The sequence below is a fragment of the Kitasatospora sp. NPDC092948 genome (genome assembly GCF_044754805.1).
Classification (GTDB): Bacteria; Actinomycetota; Actinomycetes; order Streptomycetales; family Streptomycetaceae; genus Kitasatospora.
This window is the reverse complement of the sequence record NZ_JBIVPU010000007.1, coordinates 264,247-287,628: the sequence shown is the minus strand read 5'-3', so window position 1 is coordinate 287,628 and position 23,382 is coordinate 264,247. Positions and strand designations below refer to the sequence as shown.

At 74.2% G+C, this 23,382-nt stretch carries 19 protein-coding genes; 5 read left to right on the top strand and 14 right to left on the bottom strand.

Annotation, left to right across the window (positions count from 1 at the left end; translation table 11 throughout):
- Positions 1 to 212 precede the first annotated feature (212 nt).
- A complete protein-coding gene (locus tag ACIQF6_RS22695) occupies positions 213 to 2,873 on the top strand; it encodes an SdrD B-like domain-containing protein (protein ID WP_400897731.1) in 2,661 nt (886 codons plus the stop codon).
- A 73-nt stretch (positions 2,874 to 2,946) separates the two neighbouring features.
- Here ACIQF6_RS22695 and ACIQF6_RS22690 read toward each other — a convergent pair whose 3' ends face one another.
- A complete protein-coding gene (locus ACIQF6_RS22690) occupies positions 2,947 to 4,014 on the bottom strand; it encodes a mechanosensitive ion channel family protein (protein ID WP_400897729.1) in 1,068 nt (355 codons plus the stop codon).
- A 308-nt stretch (positions 4,015 to 4,322) separates the two neighbouring features.
- Between ACIQF6_RS22690 and ACIQF6_RS22685 the strand changes: the two genes are divergently transcribed.
- Positions 4,323 to 4,940 (top strand): HNH endonuclease, encoded by a 618-nt coding sequence (locus ACIQF6_RS22685; protein WP_400897727.1) that lies wholly within the window; start codon positions 4,323 to 4,325, stop codon positions 4,938 to 4,940.
- Positions 4,941 to 5,035: 95 nt separating this feature from the next.
- On the opposite strand, the gene ACIQF6_RS22680 is transcribed toward ACIQF6_RS22685, so the two are convergent.
- Positions 5,036 to 8,848 carry a beta-N-acetylglucosaminidase domain-containing protein gene (locus tag ACIQF6_RS22680; protein WP_400897725.1) on the bottom strand — a complete coding sequence of 1,271 codons (3,813 nt, stop codon included), beginning with the start codon at positions 8,846 to 8,848 and terminating at the stop codon, positions 5,036 to 5,038.
- 365 nt (positions 8,849 to 9,213) lie between these two features.
- Between ACIQF6_RS22680 and malQ the strand changes: the two genes are divergently transcribed.
- Positions 9,214 to 11,364: a 4-alpha-glucanotransferase gene (gene malQ, locus ACIQF6_RS22675; RefSeq protein WP_400897723.1), complete on the top strand. Its 2,151-nt coding sequence runs from the start codon at positions 9,214 to 9,216 to the stop codon at positions 11,362 to 11,364.
- Positions 11,365 to 11,385: 21 nt separating this feature from the next.
- A complete protein-coding gene (locus ACIQF6_RS22670; protein WP_400897721.1) occupies positions 11,386 to 11,604 on the top strand; it encodes a hypothetical protein in 219 nt (72 codons plus the stop codon).
- Positions 11,605 to 11,759: 155 nt separating this feature from the next.
- On the opposite strand, the gene ACIQF6_RS22665 is transcribed toward ACIQF6_RS22670, so the two are convergent.
- A complete protein-coding gene (locus ACIQF6_RS22665; protein WP_400897719.1) occupies positions 11,760 to 11,912 on the bottom strand; it encodes a hypothetical protein in 153 nt (50 codons plus the stop codon).
- A gap of 21 nt (positions 11,913 to 11,933) precedes the next feature.
- Positions 11,934 to 12,779: an alpha/beta fold hydrolase gene (locus ACIQF6_RS22660; protein ID WP_400897717.1), complete on the bottom strand. Its 846-nt coding sequence runs from the start codon at positions 12,777 to 12,779 to the stop codon at positions 11,934 to 11,936.
- Between the two features lie 67 nt (positions 12,780 to 12,846).
- Here ACIQF6_RS22660 and ACIQF6_RS22655 point away from each other — a divergent pair, with 67 nt between their 5' ends.
- Complete coding sequence (locus tag ACIQF6_RS22655; RefSeq protein ID WP_400897715.1) at positions 12,847 to 13,362, top strand: cysteine hydrolase family protein; 516 nt, start codon at positions 12,847 to 12,849, stop codon at positions 13,360 to 13,362.
- 7 nt (positions 13,363 to 13,369) lie between these two features.
- Here the strand turns inward: ACIQF6_RS22655 and ACIQF6_RS22650 are convergent, their stop codons facing one another.
- From ACIQF6_RS22650 to ACIQF6_RS22605, 10 genes are all read right to left on the bottom strand, one after another.
- Positions 13,370 to 13,759 (bottom strand): PPOX class F420-dependent oxidoreductase, encoded by a 390-nt coding sequence (locus ACIQF6_RS22650; RefSeq protein WP_400897713.1) that lies wholly within the window; start codon positions 13,757 to 13,759, stop codon positions 13,370 to 13,372.
- Positions 13,756 to 15,273 (bottom strand): FAD-dependent monooxygenase, encoded by a 1,518-nt coding sequence (locus tag ACIQF6_RS22645; RefSeq protein WP_400897711.1) that lies wholly within the window; start codon positions 15,271 to 15,273, stop codon positions 13,756 to 13,758. The genes ACIQF6_RS22650 and ACIQF6_RS22645 overlap by 4 nt, the downstream gene beginning before the upstream one ends.
- Positions 15,270 to 16,853 (bottom strand): MFS transporter, encoded by a 1,584-nt coding sequence (locus tag ACIQF6_RS22640; RefSeq protein ID WP_400897709.1) that lies wholly within the window; start codon positions 16,851 to 16,853, stop codon positions 15,270 to 15,272. The genes ACIQF6_RS22645 and ACIQF6_RS22640 overlap by 4 nt, the downstream gene beginning before the upstream one ends.
- A gap of 53 nt (positions 16,854 to 16,906) precedes the next feature.
- Positions 16,907 to 17,944 (bottom strand): 3-oxoacyl-[acyl-carrier-protein] synthase III C-terminal domain-containing protein, encoded by a 1,038-nt coding sequence (locus ACIQF6_RS22635; protein WP_400897707.1) that lies wholly within the window; start codon positions 17,942 to 17,944, stop codon positions 16,907 to 16,909.
- Between the two features lies 1 nt (position 17,945).
- Positions 17,946 to 18,635 (bottom strand): HAD family hydrolase, encoded by a 690-nt coding sequence (locus tag ACIQF6_RS22630; RefSeq protein ID WP_400897705.1) that lies wholly within the window; start codon positions 18,633 to 18,635, stop codon positions 17,946 to 17,948.
- 2 nt (positions 18,636 to 18,637) lie between these two features.
- Positions 18,638 to 19,603, bottom strand: a complete 966-nt coding sequence (locus ACIQF6_RS22625) for an aldo/keto reductase (protein WP_400897835.1) — start codon at positions 19,601 to 19,603, stop codon at positions 18,638 to 18,640.
- A gap of 70 nt (positions 19,604 to 19,673) precedes the next feature.
- Entirely contained in the window at positions 19,674 to 20,909 is a 1,236-nt protein-coding gene (locus ACIQF6_RS22620; protein ID WP_400897703.1) for a beta-ketoacyl-[acyl-carrier-protein] synthase family protein, read from the bottom strand.
- Positions 20,909 to 21,145: an acyl carrier protein gene (locus tag ACIQF6_RS22615; protein ID WP_400897701.1), complete on the bottom strand. Its 237-nt coding sequence runs from the start codon at positions 21,143 to 21,145 to the stop codon at positions 20,909 to 20,911. Before ACIQF6_RS22615 ends, ACIQF6_RS22620 begins: the two co-directional genes overlap by 1 nt.
- 13 nt (positions 21,146 to 21,158) lie before the next feature.
- Positions 21,159 to 22,214 (bottom strand): beta-ketoacyl-ACP synthase III, encoded by a 1,056-nt coding sequence (locus ACIQF6_RS22610; RefSeq protein ID WP_400897699.1) that lies wholly within the window; start codon positions 22,212 to 22,214, stop codon positions 21,159 to 21,161.
- Positions 22,211 to 23,200: an AfsA-related hotdog domain-containing protein gene (locus tag ACIQF6_RS22605; protein ID WP_400897697.1), complete on the bottom strand. Its 990-nt coding sequence runs from the start codon at positions 23,198 to 23,200 to the stop codon at positions 22,211 to 22,213. Before ACIQF6_RS22605 ends, ACIQF6_RS22610 begins: the two co-directional genes overlap by 4 nt.
- Between the last annotated feature and the right edge of the window lie 182 nt (positions 23,201 to 23,382).

Sequence of the window (23,382 nt, the reverse complement as noted above, 5' to 3'; positions counted from 1 at the left end):
TCAGCAGCGGATGGGGGCTCCGGGATCAACTCCGGGGCCCCTGTCGGCCGTTCGTGACTGAATAGGCGTCAAGGCCGTTATGCAGTCGTGCCGTTGTCCCAATCGGGCGAAAACGGAATCCAAGGTTCCGAACTGCCTCCGGGACCCGCTAGCCTCCGGTCCATCGTGTGCGCCTTCCGGGGGAGGGGCGCACGACCACAGGAGGGGAGAACGTGCAACACAGGAGAATCGGGTACCGGCGTCCTGCCGCGCTGGCGGCGGTACTTGCGGCCGGGATTGCCACGGGCCCGGCGGTGTCCGCGCCCGCCGCGACTGCCGACGGTTCGGTGACGGTGCGGGTGGTCCGCGCCGTCGACGAGAGCGGGACGTACAGTCCGGCGCTGGAGCCGGGGTTGGCCGGGGTGACGGTGACGTTGACCGGCGAGGACGGCGGCGTGCTGACGGCGGTGACGGCGGCCGACGGGACAGTGACGCTGAAGCCCGCGAAGTCGACCGCGAGCGGCAGGTACCGGGTGGATGTGATCAATCCCCAACCCGGGCTGCTGTACCCGGCGTTCGCGGCTCGTGAGGGTCTGACGGGTGCGCCGGACAAGTTGAGCAGCAACACGGAGTTCGTCGACCTGTCCGGCGGCAAGCAGGCGACGCTGACCACCGGCCTGTGGAACCCGGCGGACTACTGCCAGCAGAACGCGCCGCTGGCCACCGCCTGCCAGCCGGCCACCACCGAACCGGCCGACCGGCACACCCTGGTGAGCCTCCCGTACCGGACCCGGAAGGGGGCCGACCCGGCCAAGGACGTCACCGTCCTGGCGACCGGCGTGCAGACCGGCACGGTGTTCGGCCTGGCGTGGGACCGGGACGGGCAGCGGCTGTTCAGTTCCGCGCAGGCCAAGGCCGGTACCGCGTACGGTCCGGGTGGGCCGGGCGCGATCTACGTCACCGACCCGGCGACGAAGGCCACCAAGCGGTGGGCCACCGTCCCGAACACCGGTGCCACCGCGCACGCGGGCGACGACGCCGGATTCCTCGCCGCCCCGGGCAAGGAGAGCCTCGGCGGGCTGAAGCTCACCGAGGACGGCCGCGACCTGTACGTGGTCAACCTCAACGACCGGAAGCTGTACCGGTACGACGCCACGGCGGCCACGGCCGAGAAGCCCAAGGCGGTGTACACCGTCCCCACCCCCGACTGCCCGTCGGCGGACGACTGGCGGCCGTTCGGCCTCGGCATGCAGGACGGCGTCGGGTACCTGGGCGGCGTCTGCTCCGGGCAGTCCACCCAGCAGGTCGGCGACCTGCGGGCGATCGTGCTGCCGTTCGACCCGGCGAGCGGGGAGTTCGGCGCGGCAGTGCTCGACCAGCCGTTGGACTACCCGCGCGAGCCCTCCTTCTTCCGGGCCACCGACCCGCTCTGCCGAGGTGCGGGCTGGTACCCGTGGACGGACGCGTGGCCCGCCGGCGAAGGCGGAAACCCGTGCGGCGGGAGCGGGTTCGGCAAGCCGGAGCCGGTGCTCGGCGAGATCGGCTTCGAGACCGACGGCTCCATGCTGCTCGCCTTCCGCGACCGGGCCGCCGACCGCGTCTCGGGTGCGAACCTGAGCGCCCCGGTCTGGGCCAACGGCGACCTGGACAAGGCCTGCAAGTCCGGTGACACGTACGTCATGGACGTCAACAACGGCTGCGGCCTCGGCCCGCGCGGCACCAAGTTCTTCGACTCCCACCGAGTCACCATCAACGGGACCACCTTCCACCCGAACGCCGCCTACGCGGGCCTGGCCCTGTCCAAGGTGGAGACGTCCATCGCCACCGCCGGTGTCGACCCGGACGACAGCCTCTACGCCTACGGCCCGCTGTTCACCCTGCGCGACGGCACGGTCGATCCCGGCCAGGGCGTACGCCTCAACTCGGGCGATCGCGCGGCCTTCGGCAAGGGCGCCTCGATGGGCGACCTCGAAGTGCTCTGCGACAAGGCGCCGCTCCAGATCGGCAACCGGGTCTGGTACGACCCGGAGCGCTCCGGCCGGCAGCTGCCGCAGCAGAAGGCGGCCGCCGGCGTGACCGTCGACCTGTACGACGCGGACGGCAGGAAGGTCGGCACGGCGAAGACCACCGACCGCGGCGAGTACTACTTCGACAACACCAACGTCACGGGCGGCCTGAAGCCGAACACCGCCTACACCGTTCGCCTGGACAACCCGGCGGACTACGCGAAGGGCGGCCCGCTGTACCACTGGCAGCCGGCCGAGGCCGACGCCCACGGGCAGTTCGCCGAGCGGGCGCTGACCACCGGCGGAGCGGGCCAGAACGACCACGGCTTCGACTTCGGGTTCACGCCGCAGCAGGGCGTGCTGCGCCTGGTGAAGAACGACCAGGACGGCAAGCCGCTGCCGGGGGCGGTGTTCCAGCTGTGGCGGGAGACCGACCGCACCGACGGGCTCCAGCCGGACGGCGACACCAAGGTCGGCGAGCCCTGCACCACCGCCGCCGACGGGAGCTGCACGGCCACCGTCGACAAGGGCATGTACTACTGGCAGGAGGTCACCCCGCCGCACGGCTACCAGGCCCCTGAACAGGCCGTTCTCGGTCCGGTGGTGCTCGACGACGAGAACCTGGAGGACGGCGTCACCACCACCGCCGTCAACCGGCTGCTCCCCGAGCCGCCCACCACCCCGGCCGCGACCCCGCCCCCGACTCCGGGCGCCGATCCCGCGTCCACGCCGTCGCGGAGCGGTTCGCAGAGTGGTTCGCAGCCCTCGGGCCGCCTGGCGTTCACGGGCATGGACGACACCGCCGTCACGTGCACGCTGGTCGGCGGAGCGGCGCTGCTGGTGGCCGGCGCCGGCGTGCTGATCGCCGTCCGCAGGCGTCGCGCCTGACGCCGTGACAGCAACGGGCCGGGGCCCGGGGGAGTTCGCACTCTCCCGGGGCCCCGGCCGTCGGTCTGTCGCGCTACGGCTGGGTCGGTATCGGCCTGGTGGCCAGCGACCGTGCCGAGGCCGGGTCGGACAGGGCGGACGGCGGCAGGACGTCGGGGGCGGCGGCCTGCACCGGGACGGCGGCCGGGGCCTCCTCCTTGAGCTTGACGCCGGCCAGGTCGAACGCGGCCTTGATGCGCAGCCGCAGCGCGCGGGAGACCTGCGAGGCCTTGCCGGGCGTGCAGCGGGCCTCGATCCGCAGCTCCACCGAGTCGACGGCCACCGATTCGACGCCGAGGACCTTGACCCGGCCCCAGATCAGCTCGTCGAAGGGGGCTTCCTTGGAGAGCTGCTCGGCGGCCTCGGTGACCAGCAGTTCGATCCGCTCCAGGTCCTCCTTGTAGCCGACCTGGACGTCCACCGTGGCGGTGCCCCAGCCCTGGCTCATGTTGGCGATCCGCTTGACCTCGCCGTTGCGGATGTACCAGATCTCGCCGCCGGAGCCGCGCAGCTTGGTGACCCGCAGACCGACCTCCAGCACCGTGCCCGAGGCGACTCCGGTGTCGATCTCGTCGCCGACGCCGTACTGGTCCTCCATGATCATGAAGACGCCGGAGAGGAAGTCGGTGACCAGGTTGCGGGCGCCGAAACCGATCGCGACACCGGCCACACCGGCGGAGGCCAGCAGCGGGGCGAGGTCCACGCCGAGCACCGACAGGGCCATCAGCGAGGCGGTGCCGAGGATGGTGAAGGACGCCACCGAGCGCAGCACCGAGCCGATCGCCTCGGAACGCTGCTGGCGGCGCTCGGTGTTGACGACGCCGCTGTTGGCCAGCAGCCCGCCGAGCACACCGTGGTCGCTCTCGGTCTCGGTGGGACGGCCCATCCGGGAGACCAGCTTGTCGATGACCTTGCGGACCACCGCCCGCAGTATCAGCGCGAGCAGCAGGATGAAGACGATCCGCAGCCCGTCGATCAGCCAGCCCTGCCAGTTGTCGTCGAGCCAGTTGGCCGCCTGCCGGGTGGAGTCGGTCACCTCGGCGGCACTGGTGGGCAGGTTGAAGGACGGCGTAGGCGTGTCGGGAGGGGAATCGGCGAGCATCGCCCCACTCTAGGGCCTGCCCGTTGCGCCGCCGTGCCCCTGTTCACCCGCCCGGACGGCCCGTCGGACCGGTTCCGGCCACCCTCCGCGTCGCGGCGGGCACGGTGGGTGCAGGAGGGTCCCGAGCTGGGCATACCGGCTATGGACGGCCGTACCGGGTCCACCCGGCGCGGGTGGCCCGTTCACAGAGAAATGGTGGCGTCGTACGAGGACGTAAGGCGACACTGAGGGAGATCGCGTCCCGCAGGGGCACGATCGCCCGCTCGACTCGGCGCGAGCCACGCGCCGCAGGCGTCCAAGGAGGCCCCGTGCCGCATGTCCTTGTCCTCAACGCGTCGTACGAGCCACTCGGTGTCGTCTCGATGCGACGCGCACTCATCCTGCTCCTCAACCACAAGGCGATCGCCCTGGAGGATGCGGGAACCACTCTGCACAGCGCCACCAGCGCCGTTCCGGCGCCGTCCGTCGTCAAACTGACCCGTTTCGTGCGGGTTCCCTACCGAGGCCCCGTGCCGCTCACCCGGCGCGCGCTGTTCGCCCGCGACCACGGGCGGTGCGTGTACTGCGGGGCCGCCGCCACCAGTGTCGACCACGTCATCCCGCGCAGCCGGGGCGGTCAGCACCGGTGGGACAACGTGGTGGCGGCCTGCCGCCGCTGCAACCACACCAAGGCCGACCGGCACCTCGCCGATCTCGGCTGGCGGATGAAGCGCCCCCCGGCCGCGCCCAGCGGCCTGGCCTGGCGGGTCATCGGCACCGGGATCAAGGATCCGCGCTGGCGGCCCTACCTGGAGCCGTACGGCGGCCTCGACCAGTTCCGGGACTTCGAACACCACGACCGTACGGACCTGCCGCCCGCCGTTCCGTCCCCGGTCCGCACCCGTCCCGTCCGCCGCGGCGAGCAGCACGCTCCGCTCTCCGCCTGACCGACAAGGGCTCGCCCGACACGACATTCGGTACGCCTCATGGGCCGCCGGCGCACCCCCGCAGCGGGAGCGACGGCGGCCCGCCGCGTGTCCGGCTAGCCGGTGACGGCGTACAGCTCGACCCCGGACAGCGTGTACCCGTAGCGGCCGGCCCGGCTGACGCCCTGCACCCGCAGGTACCGCACGTCCTGGGCGTCGAAGCGGACCGTCTCGGTGCCGCCCTGCCCGTTGTCCACCGCCGCCACCGTGGTCCACGTCACGCCGTCGGCGGAGGTCTGCACCCGATAGCGGGAGGCGTACGCGGCGCCCCAGTGCAGCACCGCCGTGCCCAGTCGGGTCGGCTGCGACAGCCGCAGCTGCACCCAGGCGTCGTCCTTCGCGGGGGCCGTCCAGGAGGTCGCCGGGTCGCCGTCGGCGATCGCCGAGGCCGGGGTCTTCCCGCTGTCGTCGCCCGAGGAGGACGCGGCGGCCGTCCGGGCCAGGTCCGGGCCGCCGGTCGGCGGGACCACGTGCACCTGGAGCTCCTGGCGGACCGTCAGGCCGCCCGCGGTGAACACCACCGGCACCCGGTAGGTGCCCGACGGGGTGTCGGCGGCCGCCGACACCTGCACCGGGGCGCTCGCCCGGCCGCCGCGCGGCACCGTCACGGTCGGCGCCGGCGTCACCGTCAGGCCCTTGGCGGCCGCCGGGACCTCGGCGTTCAACTGGCCGGTCAACGCGTCCGGGCGGCCCGACTCCACGGTGGCCCGGGTCTGCGTCGGCGCGGCGGCGCCCGCCACCACGTCCAGCGTCGGATCGGCCAGCGACACCCGGGCCGCGGGGACGTCCGCGTACCACGGGATCACCTGGTTGACCACCGGGGCCTCGCCGCCGGGCCGCCACACCAGGCGGAACGCGTCCACCTGGCTGCCGTCGGCGCGCAGCTCGTTGTAGCCGGGGTGGACCTGGCCGAGATCGACCCATCCGCCGTCCGGGTGACGCACCTGCATGGTCGCCTCGGCGCGAACCGTCGGGTCGGTCAGCACCGTCAGCCGGTCCAGCGGGCGGGCCGCGCCCAGCTCCACGGTCAGCGGGGCGTCGCCGGGGACGGGCGCGGCCGCCGCCCGGTACGCCGAGTCCGGGTCGCCCGACAGTACCGCGTCCGGCGAGGAGCCGGGCGCCGCGGGCGGGCCGCTCACCTCGGCGTCCACCACACCCGGCGCGCCGGCGGTGAACTCGCGCACCGCGACCGCGGTCTTCTGCCCGCCGGTGGCGCGCAGCCGCACCGCCTTGGCGACCGCGCCCGCCGGGGCGTTCGCGATCACCGTCCGCTGGTCGTGCACCGTCGCCAGCTGCTGCCAGCCGCCCGAGCCGCTGAAGTACTCCAGCACCCCGTCGTGCAGGTAGTCGTCGGCGGCCGAGGACGCGTCGGGGTCGTCGCCCTGCCCGCCCATCAGCACCGTCACCGTGCCCAGCGGCTTCGCGGTGCCCAGGTCCAGGCCGAAGCTGTCGCCGACCTGCGGCGGCGCCGACGACCAGTAGAAGGTCTGCGCGGAGCCGTCCGTCATCAGCGCCGGGCCGTGGTCGTGCGCGGTGCCCATGGTGGTGGTCGGGGAGGCCCCGGCGGTGATGCCCGCCCAGGTGTCGGCGGCCTTCACCGCCCGGTCCAGGAACGGGTCCAGCACGCCCTTGCCGACCGTCACCGGGTTCTGCTCCAGCGCCGAGCGCTGTCGGCCCAGCTCCAGCCGGGCCTGCCAGGCCGCCGCGCCGTCGCCGGCGTGCTGCGCGAGCAGCATGTCCAGTGCGGCCCGGCCCGCCGCGCCGTACGCCGCCAGCCGGGACAGCCACGGCGCGGCGTCCGCGGCCAGCGGGTCGGCGGCCAGCGTCCTCGGGGCGTCGGCCATCACCGTGAACGCGTCGCGCAGCGGCTGCGCCGCCTCCCGCAGCCGCGCCTGGTCGACCGGCGCGCCCGAGGCCGGCTCCGCGGCCGCCCAGAACCGGTCCACCAGCGGCGCCAGGTACGCCGACTCCTTGCCGCCGAGCGCCGAGGACGCGCTGTTGCCGGCCAGCGCCGCCACTGCGGCCTGCTGCGCCGGGCCGGCGGTCAGCAGCCGCAGCGCCGAGGACAGCGACCGGTCCGGCAGGTACCCGGCCGGCTGCCAGCCGAAGTCCGCGGCGGTGGCCAGCGGGATCCGGGACGCCACCGGCTGGCTCATCGCCGAGGTCAGCAGCACCGCGGAGTGCTGAGCCACCTCGGCCTCCCGGCCGTCGTAGCCGCCCAGGAACAGCCGGTCCGGCGCGGAGTCGTTCACCGGGTAGTTGTCCAGCGTCACCAGCGGGCGGTGGAACAGGTCGGCGGTCTCGTCGAGCTGGCCGCCCGTCACCTTCTTGGCGATCGCCGCGCCGCCGCTCCACACCACCTGCACGTCGGCGGGCAGCGCGGCCGCCAGCGCCGACCGGTACGGCGTCGCGCCCTGCTTCTGGAACTCCGTCGGCACCACCGACAGTGGCGCCAGCTCCGGGTGCGGCGCCACCAGCCGCTTCTGCACCGCCGCCACCACCGCGGCCTGCGCCTTCGCCGCCGACGCCGGGCCGGTGCCGAACTTCCGGCGGTCCGCGCCGCAGTGCCACTCGTCGTAGGAGACGTTCGCGAACTCCAACTGGAAGGCCCGGAAGCCCAGTTGACGCAGACCGTCGAGCTTGGCGACCAGCGCGTCCAGATCCTTGCCGGAGGAGAAGCAGAACGACTGCCCCGGGTTCACCGAGTACGCCAGCGTGACGTGGTTGTCCCGGGCCCGGCCCGCCAGCTCGGTCAACTCCCGCACCTGCTCGGCCGGGTACGGCTCGCGCCAGCGCCGCGAACGGAACGGGTCGCCGCCCGGCGCGTACAGGAAGAAGTTCTGCTTGGTGTGGCCCAGGAAGTCGATCGTCGCCAGCCGCTGCTCGGCGCTCCACGGCTCCCCGTAGAACGACTCGGCGGTGCCGCGCACCGGGGCGCCGCTCGGCCAGTCCCGCACCAGCACGCCGGGGAAGCCCCTGTCGCCCGCCGCGCCCTGCCCCTGCCCGGGGTCGATCGGGGCGAGCAGCTGCGCCAGGCTCTGCGTCGCGTAGAACGTGCCCTCGCCGTCGATGCCCGCCAGCACCACCGCGCCGTACGCGCCGCCCGCGGTGGGCAGCTGACCCGTCGCCAGCAGGTGGCCGCCCGAGGGCAGGCCGGCCAGCGCCGGCACCTCGGTGTCCTTCAGGCCCGCCGCCACCGCGAGGGCGCGCAGCGCCCGGTCGGTCGGGCCGCCCGCGCCCTCGTGCGGGCCGCCCACGAACACCACCAGCGAACCGGCCGCCGGAGTCTCGGGGGCCTCCGGAACCGTCACCACCTCGGCCGCGCCGGCCCGGTGCAGCAGTGTGCGCACCGCGTCCACCGCGGCCCGGTCCGCGCCGTCCGCCAGCACCACCGTCACCTGCCCGGGCACCGCCACCGGCTTGCCGCCCGGCCGTATCTGCTGCGGGCGCGGGAAGATCTGCGGGGCCGTCAGCGAACCCAGCGGCAGCGGCGCCTCGGCCACGGCCGGAGCGTCCCCGGCCCCGGCGGACACCGCCGGCCGGCCGCCCGGCTCCGCCGCGAAACCCTGCGCCGGGATCAGCAGCCCGCCGACCACGGCCGCCGCCGACAGCGTCGCCGCCAGCCGCAGCGCACTGCCGCGCCGGCCGGTCCGCCGCTCGGCCCGCACCGAGGCCAGCAGCGGGTCCGTGCCCTTGATGTCCGCGATGAAGCGGTCGGCGGCCTGCGGAGCGAGCTGACGGGCCGTCCGGGCCGCCGTCCGGCGCGCCGCCAGCGCGGCCGGGTGGTACAGCACCTCGCGCAGCGCCGCGCTCTGCTCCAGTTGTTGCCGCAACCGACGCCCTGCCGCCACCGACACCCGCGCCTGCACCGGAGCCTCCTCGCCCGAAACGCCCAGCTCACCGGCCCCCACTGCCCGCCCCGGCCCCCCACGGCCATCCGGCCCGACCAGCCCATCAGCTCTCCGCGTCCCTGTCAACGCCCCTGACAGCTATGTCCGTTATCGACCGGTATCGCCGTCGCCCCGAACGCCCCGACGACACCCCGACGATGACGGGGCGACACCCGGGGAGCGGATCGGCCCGGCCCGGCGGGGCCGCGGCCCGCGGCAACCGGCCGACGGCACGTTCACCCGTCCGGTGGCGGCGGCCCGCCGTGTCGGTCGGGGTCGGCGGGCGGGCGCGCGGGTAGGACTGTGGCTGTTGCGTTCGGGAGTCCGAGGACGGAGTGCGCTGGGTGGCCGCATACCTTGACCGTGAGCAGGTGGGGACCGAACAGGTGCCGGCGGAGGACAACCCGGCCGCGCCACCGGAACTGCTGGCACTGGCCCACGCGTACGGGGTGGACACCAGCTACGACGCCGGGGCCGGGCCGGTGCAGGTCGGGCCGCGCACCCTGAGCGCGGTGCTGGCCGCGCTGGGGGTGGACGCGGCGACGCCCGAACTCGCCGCCGAGGCGCTGGAGCGGCACCGCGCCGAGCAGGCCCGGCGGCTGCTGCCGCCCACCGTGGTCGCCTGGCAGGGCCGGCGCACCGCGCTCGACCTGCCGGCGGACGCCGAGGTGCGGGTGGAACTGGAGGACGGCGGCGCCTGGGAGCTGGCGCACGACCACTCCTGGTGGCTGCCGGAGGACGTCCCGCTCGGCCGGCACACCCTGCACGTGACGGCGGGCGAACGGCAGGGCCGCGCCGCGCTGATCGTCGCCCCGCCCCGCATCCCCGAACCGCAGCAGCGCGGCTGGGGCTTCCTCGCCCAGCTGTACTCGGTGCTCGGCGAGCAGTCCTGGGGCATGGGCGACCTCGCCGACCTGGCCGAACTCGCCCAGTGGGCGGGCGCCGAACTCGGCGCGGCCTTCCTGCAGATCAACCCGCTGCACGCGGGCATGCCCGGCACGCCCTCCGACCCGTCCCCGTACCGGCCGTCCTCCCGGCGCTTCGCCGACCCCGTGCACCTGCGGATCGAGGCGATCCCCGAGTACACCCGCCATCAGGAGGTCCGCGACCTGACCCACCGCGCCCGGCTGCTGCGCGAGGAGGTGCTGGAGCACGACGCGCTGATCGACCGCGACGCGGTCCGGGCGCTCAAGCAGCAGGCCCTGGAACTGCTGCACACCGTCCCGCGCGGCGTCGGCCGGGAGGCCGCGTACCGGGCGTTCGTCCGCCGCGAGGGCGAGTGGCTGGAGCGGTACGCGGTGTGGAACGCGCTGGCGGAGGTGCACGGCGCCGCCTGGCACTCCTGGCCGAAGGGCCTGCGGCACCCGGCCGACCCCCACGTGGCCGCCGAGAAGGCCGCCCTGGCGGACCGGGTCGAGTTCCACCGCTGGCAGGCCTGGCTGGTCGACGAACAGCTGCATGCCGCCCAGCGCGCCGCCACCGACGCCGGCATGCCGCTCGGCCTGATCCACGACCTCGCCGTCGGCGTCCACCCCGACGGCGCCGACGCCTGGGCGCTGCAGGACGTCCTCGCCACCGGCATCTCCACCGGCGCCCCGCCCGACGCGTTCAACGCCCACGGCCAGGACTGGGGTCTGCCGCCGTGGCGCCCCGACGCGCTCGCCGAGGCCGGCTACGCCCCGTACGCCGAACTGCTGCGGGCCGCCGCCCGGCACGCCGGCGCGATCCGGATCGACCACGTGATGGGCCTGTTCCGGCTCTGGTGGGTGCCGGTCGGCGCGCGGCCCACCGAAGGCGCCTACGTGCACTACGACGCGGAGGCGATGCTCGCCGTCCTCGCCCTGGAGGCGCACCGGGCCGGCACCGCCGTGATCGGCGAGGACCTCGGCACCGTCGAGCCCGGCGTGCGCGAACGGCTCGCCGAGCACGGCGTGCTCGGCACCTCGGTGCTCTGGTTCGAACGCGACTGGCACGCCGGCGGCACCGTCCTGCCCCCCGAACGCTGGCGGGCCGGCTGCCTCGCCACCCTCACCACCCACGACCTGCCCAGCACCGCCGCCCGGCTCACCGGCGACCACGTCGCGCTGCGCCACCAGCTCGGCCTGCTGGCCCACCCGCTGGCCGAGGAGCAGCACGCCGCCGCCGCCGAACTCGCCGACTGGCAGCGCGAGCTGGTCCGCCTCGGCCTGCTCGCCGACGGCGCGCCCGTCACCCCCGAGGCGCTGTACGCCTACCTGCTGGCCACGCCCGCCCGGCTGGTCGGCGTCTGGCTGCCCGACACCGTCGGCGACCCGCGCCCGCAGAACCTCCCCGGCACCTGGGACCAGTACCCCAACTGGCGGCTCCCGGTCGCCGACGCCGCCGGAACGCCCCGCACCCTCGACCGGATCGCCGCCGCCCCCGGCGCCGCCGCCGTCGCCCGGACGCTCGCTCCGCTGAGGGCTCCGGAGGCGGGACACGCCGACAGGCGCACCCCGCCGGGCGAGCCGCTGTAGGGGGCCGGTACCTTGGGAAACGTGGACAAGAGGAACGCAATGCGCGCCGGTGCGGTCACCGCGGCGGCCACGCTGATGATGCTGATGTCGTCGCCCGCCATGGCGCTCGTACGCGACGACGGCGACGACCCGGGCCCCGGTCTGAGCGTCGGCCAGACCCTGGGCCTGTTTGTCGCCCTCCCGATCGTCTCCTTCCTGGTGATCGCGGGCCTCTGCATGATCCCGGGCAAGAAGAAGTAATCCCGCGCAAGGCCGCTGCGCGCACCCCGCCGGGTGCGTGGAACGGCGGGGCCCCAGTGCCCCCGGGACGGAACACCGGACGCCCGGCGCTCCTCGGAGCGCCGGGCGTTCCGTCGTCCCCGGATTCGGGTCGGACGCGCGTCCCGCGAGGGTTCTCAGCGGGCGGCGGGCCCGGCGGGGATGCGCAGCGAGAACAGTTCGGTGAGGATCTCGCCCATGCTCGGGACCGGCCGGGGCGCGTCGGGGGCGGGCCGCGGCGGCGCGGGGGCGGCCTGCGGCGGGGTGGCGGGGCGAGGGTGGATCGGCATCGGAGGGTCCTTCCGGAGGAGTCAGTCGAGGCCGCGGAGGTGGTCGAGGACCAGCCGGTGGATCAGCTCGGACCACTGCGGAGGGAAGTGGTGGCCCAGGCCGGCGATCTCGGCCAGCCGGGCGTGCGGGACGGCCCGGTGCAGGGCCCGGCCGTGCGGCAGTGGGAAGACCGGGTCGTGGTGGCCGTGCACCACCAGGACGGGGGCGGCGACCGCGGGCAGCCGGGGCAGCAGCGAGGGCGCCCGGTCGAGGGCGCGCAGGTGGCGGAAGGTCGTGCTGGGGGCGGCCGCGCGCTGTTCGGCGCGTTCCACCAGGGTCCGCCAGTAGGGCTCGTCGAACGGGGCGCCGGGGCCGACCAGGACGCGCCAGCAGGCCAGTGCGGACTCGATCCGCTGCTGCGGGGTGGTGGGCGGATCGGCGGCGGTGGCGGCGGTCCAGTCGAGCATCGGGGCCAGCTGGCCGGGCAGGCCGCTGTGCCGGGCCGGGTCGGGGGAGGTGGAGAGCAGCACCAGGGAGCGGACCAGTTCGGGCCGGTCCAGGGCGAGCAGTTGGGCGGCCACCCCGCCCAGCGACTGGGCGACCACGTGCACCGGGCGCAGGCCCCGGCCGGTGATGACGTCGGCCGCGTCGGCGGCCAACTCGCCGATCTCGTAGTCCTGTTCGGACTTGGCGGAGCGGCCGGTGTCGCGGTGGTCGTAGCGGACGACGTGGTAGCCGGCGGCCACGAACAGGCGGCAGAGCAGGTCCGGCCAGACGATGCCCTGGGCGGCTCCGCCGGCGATCAGCAGGACCGTCGGACCGGCCGGATCGCCGAAGGACTCGGTCCACAGCCGCAGTCCGCTCCGATTCGGGATGAAACGTTCCATAACGCCTTCGCCGCCGCCGGTTCTGTTAGGGTGCCGATCAATTGACTGCGTTGTTGGGGAGGCTCGCATGTCCGGCGCACGCACCGCGCTCGTCCTGATCGATCTTCAGCACTGGATCGTCGGCATGCCGTGGGCGCCGACCGGCGGATCCGCCGTGGTGGCCGCCTGCGCCGCACTGCGCGAGAGCTTCGCCGCGGCCGATCCCGAGAGCGTGGTGCTGGTCCGCTACCTGCGGGCCGACGGCCGGGACGGCGGCGCCGGCGCGCCCGCCAACCAGCTGGTCCCCGCGCTCGCACCGCGACCGGGCGAGCACCTGGTCACCAAGCACGGGCTGGACGCCTTCGAGGGCACCGACCTGCACGCCCGGCTGCAGGGCCTCGGCGTCACCCGCGTGGTGGTCGCCGGGCTGTCCACCGCGCACGGAGTGGCCGCCACTGCCGCGCGGGCGGTGGCCCTGGGCTACGAGACGGTGGTCGCCGAGGACGCCACCGCCAGCCAGAGCGCGGCCGAGCACCGGCACGCCCTCGCCCGGCTCGCCGGGCTCGGCGTGCTGACCGGACCGGTCGAGCACGCCGCGCCCTGACGCGCCGTCACTGGCTGCTGGTGGCAACCGGCTTGATCACGTACACCACGCGGTGCTCGGCGTCGTGCGGCGGCCCGTCGAACTTCATGCCGTACCGGTCGGCCAGGGTCAGGAAGAACGCGCCGGTGGAGTCGTCGTCGATCCGCTCCACCGTGCCGCGCACCTCCACGTACCGGTAGGGCTGCTCCGGGTCGTTGATCGAGATGGCGACCTGCGGGTTGGCCAGCACGTTGCGGTACTTGTACCGGGTCTTGGTGTTGGTGAAGTACACGTACTCGCCGTCCCAGCTGAACCACATCGGGTTGACCTGCGGGACGCCGTCGGGCCGGATGGTCGCCAGGTGCGCGAACAGCGGGCGCTCCAGCAGGTCGCGGTGACTGTCGGGGATGATGCTCATGCTTCCACCTTGATCAGTTGACGGTTCGGTGCCGGCGCGGCGGGCGCGGGCAGAGGACGGAACAGCTCGGCGAGCCGGGCCGCGATCGGGCCGGGCGCCCGGTCCACCCGGTCCACGTACCCATCGGGGCGGACCAGAACCAGCGCCTCGCCGCGGCGCTGACGGCCCATCACCTTGATGTCGAGCACCTCGGCCAGCTGCTCCCGGTGCCGCTCCAGCAGGGACCGCACCTCGGGGCGGTCCTGGCCGTAGACCAGCAGGGTGTAGCGCAGGTCGTCGAGCTCGCCGCGCAGCGGCAGCGGCACCATGGTGCCGGAGCGGTAACCGGCCAGCGGACGCTCGGCGCCCCGCGCGGGGCGGTAACGGGTGCGCAGGCCGGCCAGCCACGGGATGTACGCCAGGTCGAACAGCCGCAGGGCGGAGGCCAGTCGCAGCGTGTTGTCGCGCAGTGCGACCTGCCAGCCCTTGCGGAGCAGCCAGATCCTGGTCTGCACGTCGGCCTGCTTGACCACGGCCCGGGCGACCTGGCCGCGCTCGTCGGCGTAGGTGTCCAGCAGGTCCTCGGTGGCCCGGCCGTGCCACACCAGGGCCAGCTTCCAGGCCAGGTTGTGGGCGTCGGTGACGCCGGTGTTCAGGCCCTGGCCGCCGGCCGGGCTGTGGATGTGCGCGGCGTCGCCGATCAGGAAGGTCCGGTCGACCCTGGTGCGGTCGGCGTGCCGGGCGTGCACCGAGAAGACGCTGATCCACTCCGGGTCGCTGAGCGCGATGCCGCCGGGCCCGCGCTCGTCGACCAGGGCCTGCACGGCCGCCAGGTCGATGTCCTCCTGGGTGAGGCCGGCCGGGGCGGAGGTGAAGATCCGCCACCGGCCGCCGGGCAGGCCGCAGGTGACCAGGATGCCGCGCGGGGAGCAGAAGTAGTGCGTCATCCGGTGGTCGAGCTCGGTGTCCACCGTGACGTCGGCGACCACGAAGCGCAGCTCGTAGGTGGAGCCCTCGAAGCCGATGCCGAGCCGGCCGCGGACCCGGCTGCTCGCGCCGTCGGCGCCGATCAGGTAGGCGAACTCCTCGACCCGTTCGGTCCCGTCGGGGTACCGCAGGGTGGCCCGCACCCGGTCGTCGAGCTGCTCGAAGTCGAGCAGTTCGGTGCTCCACTCGGCGCCGCCGCCGACCGATTCGAGGTTGCGCCGCAGCAGCTCCTCGACGTCGGGCTGACGGCAGATCAGCGGCTGCGTCGCCGGACGGTACCGCAGGTTCGCGATCACCTTGCCGTCCGAGTAGTAGCGCATCTGCGACTGCGGCAGCGCCCGTTCGGCGAGCAGGTCGTCGCCGCCGACCCGGCGGAGCAGCTCCAGGGTGCGCGGCCACAGGCCGAGCGCCTTGGAGAGCGTGCTCGGGCCGTCCGCCTTGTCCACGCAGCGGTTGGGGACGCCGCGCCGGGTCAGTTCGGTGGCGATCGCCAGGCCGGCCGGGCCGGATCCGGCGATCAGCACCGGGAGGGTCTGGGCGGAGCTCATCGGCCGGCCTCCACCGGGGTCGGGAGCTCGATGTCCTCAACCGGGGCGACGTCGGCCGCGGGGCGCTCGCGCAGCATCACGCCGACCACCACCGCGCTGACCGCGCAGATCACGGTGACCGTCCACAGCACGGTGTGCAGGCCGCCGGTGTAGCTGCCGGTCAGCATGCCGAGGAAGTCGGTGCGGCCCTGGCCGGTCAGGCCGTCGGCGGCGCCCGTCAGGTTGCCGCTGACCACCTGGTTGGCGAGGGCGCCGGGTTCGGCGCCGGCCGGGCCGGCGGCCGACGACAGGCCGTCGGCGATCCGGTTGCCGGTCGAGTTGAGCAGCACCGCGCCCATCACGGCGATGGCGATCGCCTCGCCCGCCAGTCGCATGGTGTTGAACATGCCCGCGGCGGCGCCGGCCTGGGCGGGCTCCACCGAGGTGATCGCCACGCCGTCGACCAGGCCGGCGGTCACGCCCATCGCGGTGCCGAGCAGCAGCAGCGGGCCGACCAGCGAACCCACCGAGGAGTGCGCGTCGATGACGGTCAGCCAGAGCGCGCCGACCGCGGCCAGCACCAGGCTGCCGCCGAGCACCAGGCGGGTGGACAGGCCCTGCTTGACGAGCCGGCTGATCAGCAGCGGCATCACCAGCACCGGCAGGGTGAGCAGCATCATGGTGGCGCCGGCGCCGTCGGTGCCCATGCCGGAGACCGAGGTGAAGTAGGTGGGCAGCAGCACCAGCAGGCAGACGAAGCCGAAGGAGAGCGCGACCGGGATCAGCGAGACCGCCATGAACCGGGGGTGGCGGAACAGCGCGAGGTTGAACATCGCCTGCTCCTGGCGGCTCTCGACGACGACGAACAGCGCCATCAGGGCGAGCGCGGCGACGAACAGCGCCAGCGTGACCGGGTCGGCCCAGCCCTGCTCGGGGCCCTTGACGATGCCGAACATCAGGCAGAACAGGCTGAGCGTGAAGGTCACCGTGCCGGCCCAGTCCACCTTGGTGGCCGCCGGGTTGCGGGACTCCTGGATCAGCGGCACCGCGATCAGCACCAGCACCGAGATCACCAGGTGCGAGACGAACACCGACCGCCAGCCGAAGGCGTTGACCAGCAGACCGGCCGAGGACGGGCCGAGCGCCAGGCCGGCGCCGGCCGAGGAGCCGAGGATCGCGAAGGCCCGGCCGAGCGCGGGGCCCTCGAAGGTGGTGGCGAGGATCGCGGCGCCGGAGGTCATCACGGCGGCCGCGCCGATCCCGGCGAAGGTGCGGGCCACGTCCAGCACCAGGATGTCCGAGGTGACCGCGCTGACCAGGGTGGACAGGGCGAACAGCACGGTGCCGCCGGCGAACAGGCGGCGCCGGCCGAAGATGTCGGCCAGCGAGCCGCAGGCCAGCATGAAGCAGGCGAACGCCAGGTTGTAGGCGTTCACCACCCACTGCAGCGGGGCGAGTTGGACGTGCAACTCGGTGGAGATCTGCGGCAGCGCGACCGAGCTGCCGGTCAGCGACGCCGGGAGGACCAGGACGGCCAGGCAGACCGCGACCAGAGTGATCGTCGGGTGGCTGCGCCGCGCCGACGGGGGAGCCGAGCTCATGGGTGATGCCTTTCGAATGGGTGTCGCGTGAAGTCGGGAGGGGGAGCGGGGGATCAGCCGGCGGGCCGGGCGACCACCGCGCAGGTGAAGCCGAAGCCGCCGCCCGCGGAGATCGCCAGCGCGATCTCGCCGGGGGCCAGCAGCTCCTGCTCGACGATCGCGGCCAGGTTGGCGGGCAGGTCTCCGGCGCCCAAGTGGCCGGTGTGGGTGCCCAGTTCGACGATCTCGGCCTTGGTGAGGCCCTCGACCGCCGGGTGGTAGGTCTCCCGGCGGACCTTGATGCCGACCCGGGGCAGGGCCAGCAGCCGGATCCGGGAGTCGTCGAGCTCGATGCCGGCCTCGGTCAGGCTCTCGGTGACGACCTGCTGGAGGGCGGCGTGCACCCCCTGGTAGAAGCCGTCCAGGCCGTTGTCGGTGATGTACGCCTTCTTGGTGCGCCGGACGTCGATCCGGTCGCTGATCGCCCGGGTGACCGGGGTGAACGGGTCCCGCCCGCGGTGCAGGCCCTCGGCCGCGGAGACCGCCGCGCTGGACAGGCCCAGCAGGGTCAGCTCGTCCGCCGCGTCGTCGCGGTGGTGCAGCAGCAGCGCGGTGGCGCCGTCGCCGTAGAAGACGCCGTAGTCGCCGGCCCAGCGGTCGAAGCCCTCGTCCGGGAACCGGTCGCCGGTGGTGACCAGCGCCGCCCCGACCGACGGGTCGGCGAGCAGCCGGGCGGCCGCGGCCTCCAGGACGGTGCCGCCGCCGTTGCACATCACCTGGACGCCCAGCGGCACGCCGGAGACGGCGCCGAGCCGGTGGGCGACGTAGTGCGCGGGCGACCAGAAGTCGTGGCCCTGGTGGTGGATCCAGGCGTGCGCGGTGAACCCGAGCCGGGAGCCCTCCCAGCCGGCCGCGGCGAGCGCCCGCTCGGCCGCGGCGACCGCCATGTCGGGCGCCGACTCCTCGACGGCGACCGGCACTTCGGCGACGCCGGTGTTCAGCACGTCCTCGTCGGTGATCCGGCCGCGCTGCACGGCGTCCGCCGCGGTCTCGACGGTCGTGGGCAGCCAGCTCCTGACCGCCCGGATTCCCAGTCCGTTGCCGAGTCGCACTTCAGTTCCCCCTGGTGGTGAAGGCAGATGTGGTGAGGGCGGGTGTGCCGATCCCCGGCAGCCGGCGCCAGCCGGACGCGGCCGGGTGGCCGGTCAGCACCGGGTCGTCGCCGACGATCCCGGGCCGGCCGACGGCGAGCAGCAGCGGCAGGTCGCTGGCGTGGTCGCCGTACGCGGCGCAGTCCTCGGGCGCCGCGCCCAGGTGGGCCATCAGATCGCGGGCGGCCTGCGCCTTGCCCTCGCCGATGGCGGTGGAGAGCACCTCGCCGGTGTAGCGGCCGTCCACCACCTCGGGGGTGGTGCACAGCACGTGGGCGCCGCCGAGGTGTTCGGCGACCGGGTCGAGGCAGGCCCGGAACGAGCCGGAGACCAGCGCCACGGCGCAGCCCTCGGCCCGCAGCCGCGCCAGTTCCCGCACGGCCGGCTCGTGCAGCAGCCCGCCGGCGGCCAGCCGCTCGGCGAACCAGCGGCGGCCGGTCTCGGCCAACTCGGCCTCGGAGAAGCCCCGGTAGGCCCGGTAGTAGCGGCGGTTGGTCTCCTCCCGGGGGACCCCGGCGGCCGCGAGCGCGGTCAGCTCGTCCTCCACCGCGCGGTGCTCGGCGGGGAGGGCGAACTCCAGGAAGGAGAACATGGACTTGACGGTGATCAGCGTCTCGTCGACGTCGAAGAAGGCGATCGCGGTCCCGGTCACCGTCAGTACCTGCTTCCCATAGCGGCCGGAACGGTGTCCAGCGCCGTCAGGTCCTCGGCGGTCAGCACCACGTCGGCGGCGGCGGTGTTCTCCCGCAGGTAACGGGAGTTCTTGGTGCCGGGGATCGGCACCACGTGCTCGCCCTGGGCCAGCGTCCAGGCGATCGCCACCTGCGCGGGGGTGGCGGAACGCCGGTCGGCGACCTCCCGGATCACGTCCACGATCCGCTGGTTCGCGGCCATCGCGTCCCGGCGGAAGCGCGGGCTGACGGACCGGAAGTCGCTCTCCTCGAACTGGCTGGCGTGCAGGGTACCGGTCAGGAAGCCGCGGCCGAGCGGGGCGAACGGCACGAACGCCGCGCCCGCCGAGGCGCACCAGCCGACGATGCCGCCGCCCTCGCCCGCCAGGGCGTCGCGGGTCCACAGCGAAAGCTCCGACTGGACCGCCGCGACCGGGTGGAGGGCGTGCGCCTCCCGGGCCTGCTCCACCGTCACCTCGGAGAGGCCCAGGTGGCGCACCTTGCCCGCGGCGACCAGTTCCGCCATCGCGCCCCAGGTCTCCGCCAGCGGCACCGCGGGGTCGAGCCGGTGCACGTAGTACAGGTCGATGACGTCCGTGCCGAGCCGGCGCAGGCTCGCCTCGACGGCGCCGCGCAGGTACGCCGGGGAGGCGTCGCGGTGTGCCCGACGGGCCTCCAGGTCGTCCATGACCAGGCCGAACTTGGTGGCGACCACCACCTCGTCGCGGCGCCCGGCGACGGCCCGGCCGAGCAGGCTCTCGTTGTGGCCGGCGCCGTACAGGTCGGCGGTGTCCAGCATGGTCACGCCGAGGTCGAGCGCCTCGTTGATCACCTCGACGGAGCGCCGGTCGTCGCGCTCCGACTCCTGGTAGAGCCAGCTCATGCCCATGCAGCCGAGGCCGACCGCGCCGACGTCGAGCCCGGTCTTCCCCAGGCTCCTGCGCCGAATCATCCGTCAGTTCCTTTCCGTGTCAGGTGTTTCCGTGCCGCCGCGCCGCGCCGCGGTGTCCGGCCGGGCCTCAGGCCGCAGCGAGGACCAGGGCGGCGTTGTGGCCGCCGAAGCCGAGCGAGGTGCTCACCGCGACCTCCAGCGGGGCGGCGGCCTGCTGCCCGGTGACCAGGGCCAGGTCGATCTCCGGATCGACCGTCTCCAGGTTGGCCGTGGGCGGGACGACGCCGTCGCGCAGGGCGAGCGCGGTGAACGCCGCCTCGACCGCGCCGGCCGCCGCCAGCGGGTGCCCGGTGACGCCCTTGGTCGAGGTGACCAGCGGGCGGTCGCCCAGCACCCGGCGCAGCAGCCGCGCCTCGGTGACGTCGCCGATCGGCGTCGAGGTGCCGTGCGCGTTGACGTGGTCCACGTCCTGCGGGGCGATCCCGGCGTCGGCCAGGGCGGCCCGCAGGGCGCGCTCCATGCCGGCGCCGGTCGGGTCGGGCGTGGTGGCGTGGTGGGCGTCGGTGGACGCGCCGAAGCCGATCACCTCGGCGTAGCGCGCGGCGCCGCGGGCCCGGGCGTCGGTTGTGCGCTCCAGCACCAGGATTCCGGCGCCCTCGCCGGCGACGAAGCCGTCCCGGCCGGCGTCGAAGGGCCGGGAGGCGGTCAGCGGGTCCTCGCGGCGGCCGGACAGGCCGCCCATCCGCTGGAGCCCGGTGATGGTGCCGGGGGTGAGCGCCGATTCGGAGCCGCCCGCCAGCACGACGTCGCAGATCCCGGCCCGCAGCAGGTCGCGGGCCAGCCCGATGGCGTTCGAACCGGAGGCGCAGGCGGTCGCGGTGACCATGCTCGGCCCCAACGCCCGGCAGTCGATGGCCAGATGACCGGCCAGCATGTTCGACATGCCCATCGGGACGGTCAGCGGGGAGACCTGGGACGGGCTCTCCTCCAGCAGGGTCCGGTGCTGGCGCTCCCAGGTGGTCGTGCCGCCCAGCGAGTTGCCGACGATCACGCCGACCCGGGTGCCGTCCCAGGTCTCCGGGTCGAGCCCGGCGTCGGCCAGCGCCTCCCGGGCGGCCACCACGGCCAGCTGGGTGAACCGGTCGAGCCGCCAGGCGGTGCTGCGGCCGAGCAGTTCCCCGGCGTCGAAGTCGGGCACCCGGCAGCTGAAGTCGACCGGGAGGCCGTCCAGTTCGGGGTCGCGGGTGGCGGTGGGCCGGCCGGACCGGACCCGGTCCCAGCTGGCCCGGACGCCGATCCCGGCGGCGGTCACCAGGCCGAGCCCGGTGATCGACACCCCGAAGCGTTCGGTGGAGGGTGTCATCAGAGCTGGTCGCCGCTCTGCTCGATCATCGCGACGGCCTTCTCGATGGTGGTGTCCGCGGTGAGCGCCCAGTCGTCGAGGTCGATCCCGAAGGCCTTGTTGATGACCATGGTGAGTTCGATCAGGGCCAGCGAGTCCAGCTTGAGGTCCTGGAACGAGGTGTCCTCGGTGACCTGGTCGGCGGCGATGCCGAGGTGGGTGCCGAGCAGTTCGGTGAGCTTGTCCTGGGTGTTCATGGGGTTGCCTCTCTCAGATCCGGGCGCCGGCCGCCGGGCCGGTCAGGGTTCGGTCGGTCAGGCCCGGCAGCGGGCGGACCGTCAGTTCGGGGAGGACCAGGCCGGTCGCGCCCCAGGTGAGTCCGCCGCCGAAGCCGCAGAGCAGGGTCCGCTGGCCGGCGGCGAGTTCGCCGGAGTGGACGGCGTCCACCAGGGCCAGCGGGACGGAGGCCGCGACCGTGTTGCCGACCCGGTCGAGGTTGACCACGATCCGTTCGGCGGTCAGGCCGAGTTCGCCGCCGACGGCGGTCAGGATCCGGACGTTCGCCTGGTGCGCGACCAGCCGGTCCACCGCGTCCAGCGGCCAGCCGATCCGTTCGGCCAGCCGGCGCGAGGAGTCGGCCATCCGGGTCACCGCGTTGCGGAACACCGGGCGGCCCTGCATCGCGAAGTACAGGTCGTCCCGGTCGGTCAGGCTCGCGGCGGGCTGCGCGGAGCCGCCGCCGGGGACGGTGATCAGGTCGGCCTGGCTGCCGTCGCTGCCCAGGTCGAAGCCGAGCAGCGCGCCCGGCTCGGCGGCGTCGCCGGCCCGCAGCACCACCGCACCGGCGCCGTCGCCGAAGATCGCCCGGGTGGTGCGGTCCTCGGGGTTGAGGATGGTGGAGAAGGCGTCGGCGCCGATCACCAGCGCGCTGCGGGCGGTGCCGCCCGCGATCAGGCCCGCGGCGGTGGCCAGCGCGTACACGAAGCCGGTGCACACCGCGGCGACGTCGAACGCCGGGATGGGGCCGAGTCCGAGTCGGTTCGCCACGGTGGGCGCGGTGGCCGGGCACGGGTGGTCGGGGGTGCTGGTGGCCAGCACCAGCACGTCCACTCCGTCCACGCCGGCCGATTCGAGGGCGCGCCGGCCGGCGTGCACCGCGAGGTCCGAGGTGGCGGTGCCGGGCTCGACCACGAAGCGCTCGCGGATGCCCGTGCGGGTGGTGATCCATTCGTCGGTGGTGTCGAGCTGCTCGGCGAGCTGCTCGTTGGTCACCCGCACCGGCGGGATCCAGCCGCCCAGGCCGGTGAGCACTGCGGCGCGGGTCATCGGGTTCTCCGCAGGGCCGCCGGGACGGTCGCGGTGTCCACGGTGCCGGTCGCGATCTCCGCGCCGTCCTGGTGGAAGACCACGTTCCAGCGCTGCCCGTCGCCGGCCGGGCCGGCGGGCGTCGCGGTGACCGTGGTCGGCGTGTCCAGTTCGGCGAAGCGGCCGAACGACAGGTCGAAGCCGGTCACGGTGGTGGCCTCGGCGGGGTGGCCGAGCACCTGGGAGCCCGTCAGCAGGCAGAGCTGGCGGGCGGCTTCGGTCAGCACCATGCCCGGCAGGTGGTCCTGCGCGTGGTCGAACATGCTCGGGTTGTCGGAGGGCAGCCGGATCCCGGCCGTCACCGCGGTGCCGTCGCGGACCGGGTCGATCAGCAGCGCGTTCAGCGGGTCCTGCCGTCCGACCGAGGCCGGGGTGACGGTCGCCGTCGTGGCCGGCAGCTGGTCGGAGGAGAGCACCGGCGAGGTGCGCCGCCCGGTCCGCAGCCGCTGGTAGAGCGCGCTGGAGAGGTAGCCGACCTCGATGTGCACCTCGCCGATCAGCCGGTCGGCGGCCGAGAAGCGGATGTCGTAGCCGACCGAGCGGGCGGTCGGGGAGCCGCCGTCCGGGCGGTCGGCGGTGACCAGCATGGTCAGTTCGGCCGGGTCGCCGGCCCGCATCCCGAACAGCCCGGGCAGGCTCATCGTCCAGGACTTCAGGATGAACTTGGTGTCGTCGTCCACGCCCAGGTGGACGTGCGCGCCGTAGGTCTCGGCCTGCCGCGCGCACTCCAGCAGCAGCATCGGGTCGACCGTCACGTGGCCCGCGTGGTCGGTGAAGTACGAGTGGGAGGAGGGGAGTTGAGCGCCCGCCAGATACCCGTTCGAGTCGACGCCGACGCTGTCGGTGAGAAACACCTCCGACAGTGCGCGCCGGTGCAGCAGTCGCCGGTCGACCGTGCGGTCGAAACGGAGACCTTCCGCCTCGGTGGCGCCCCCGGTCCCGGTCATTACCGTCATCGCGTTGAATACCCCTCTTCTGAAAGCACGGTGCACCCCCAGCACCGTTCGAGTCCGATCCGGTTGTCGGCCGGGGCGGACGACAACGAAGCTACGGAGCGGTCCTTTCATCTCGCTGACAGCACATGTCAGCGACGCTCGGTGAGCGCGGAACAGCGGAGAGTCGACACAGG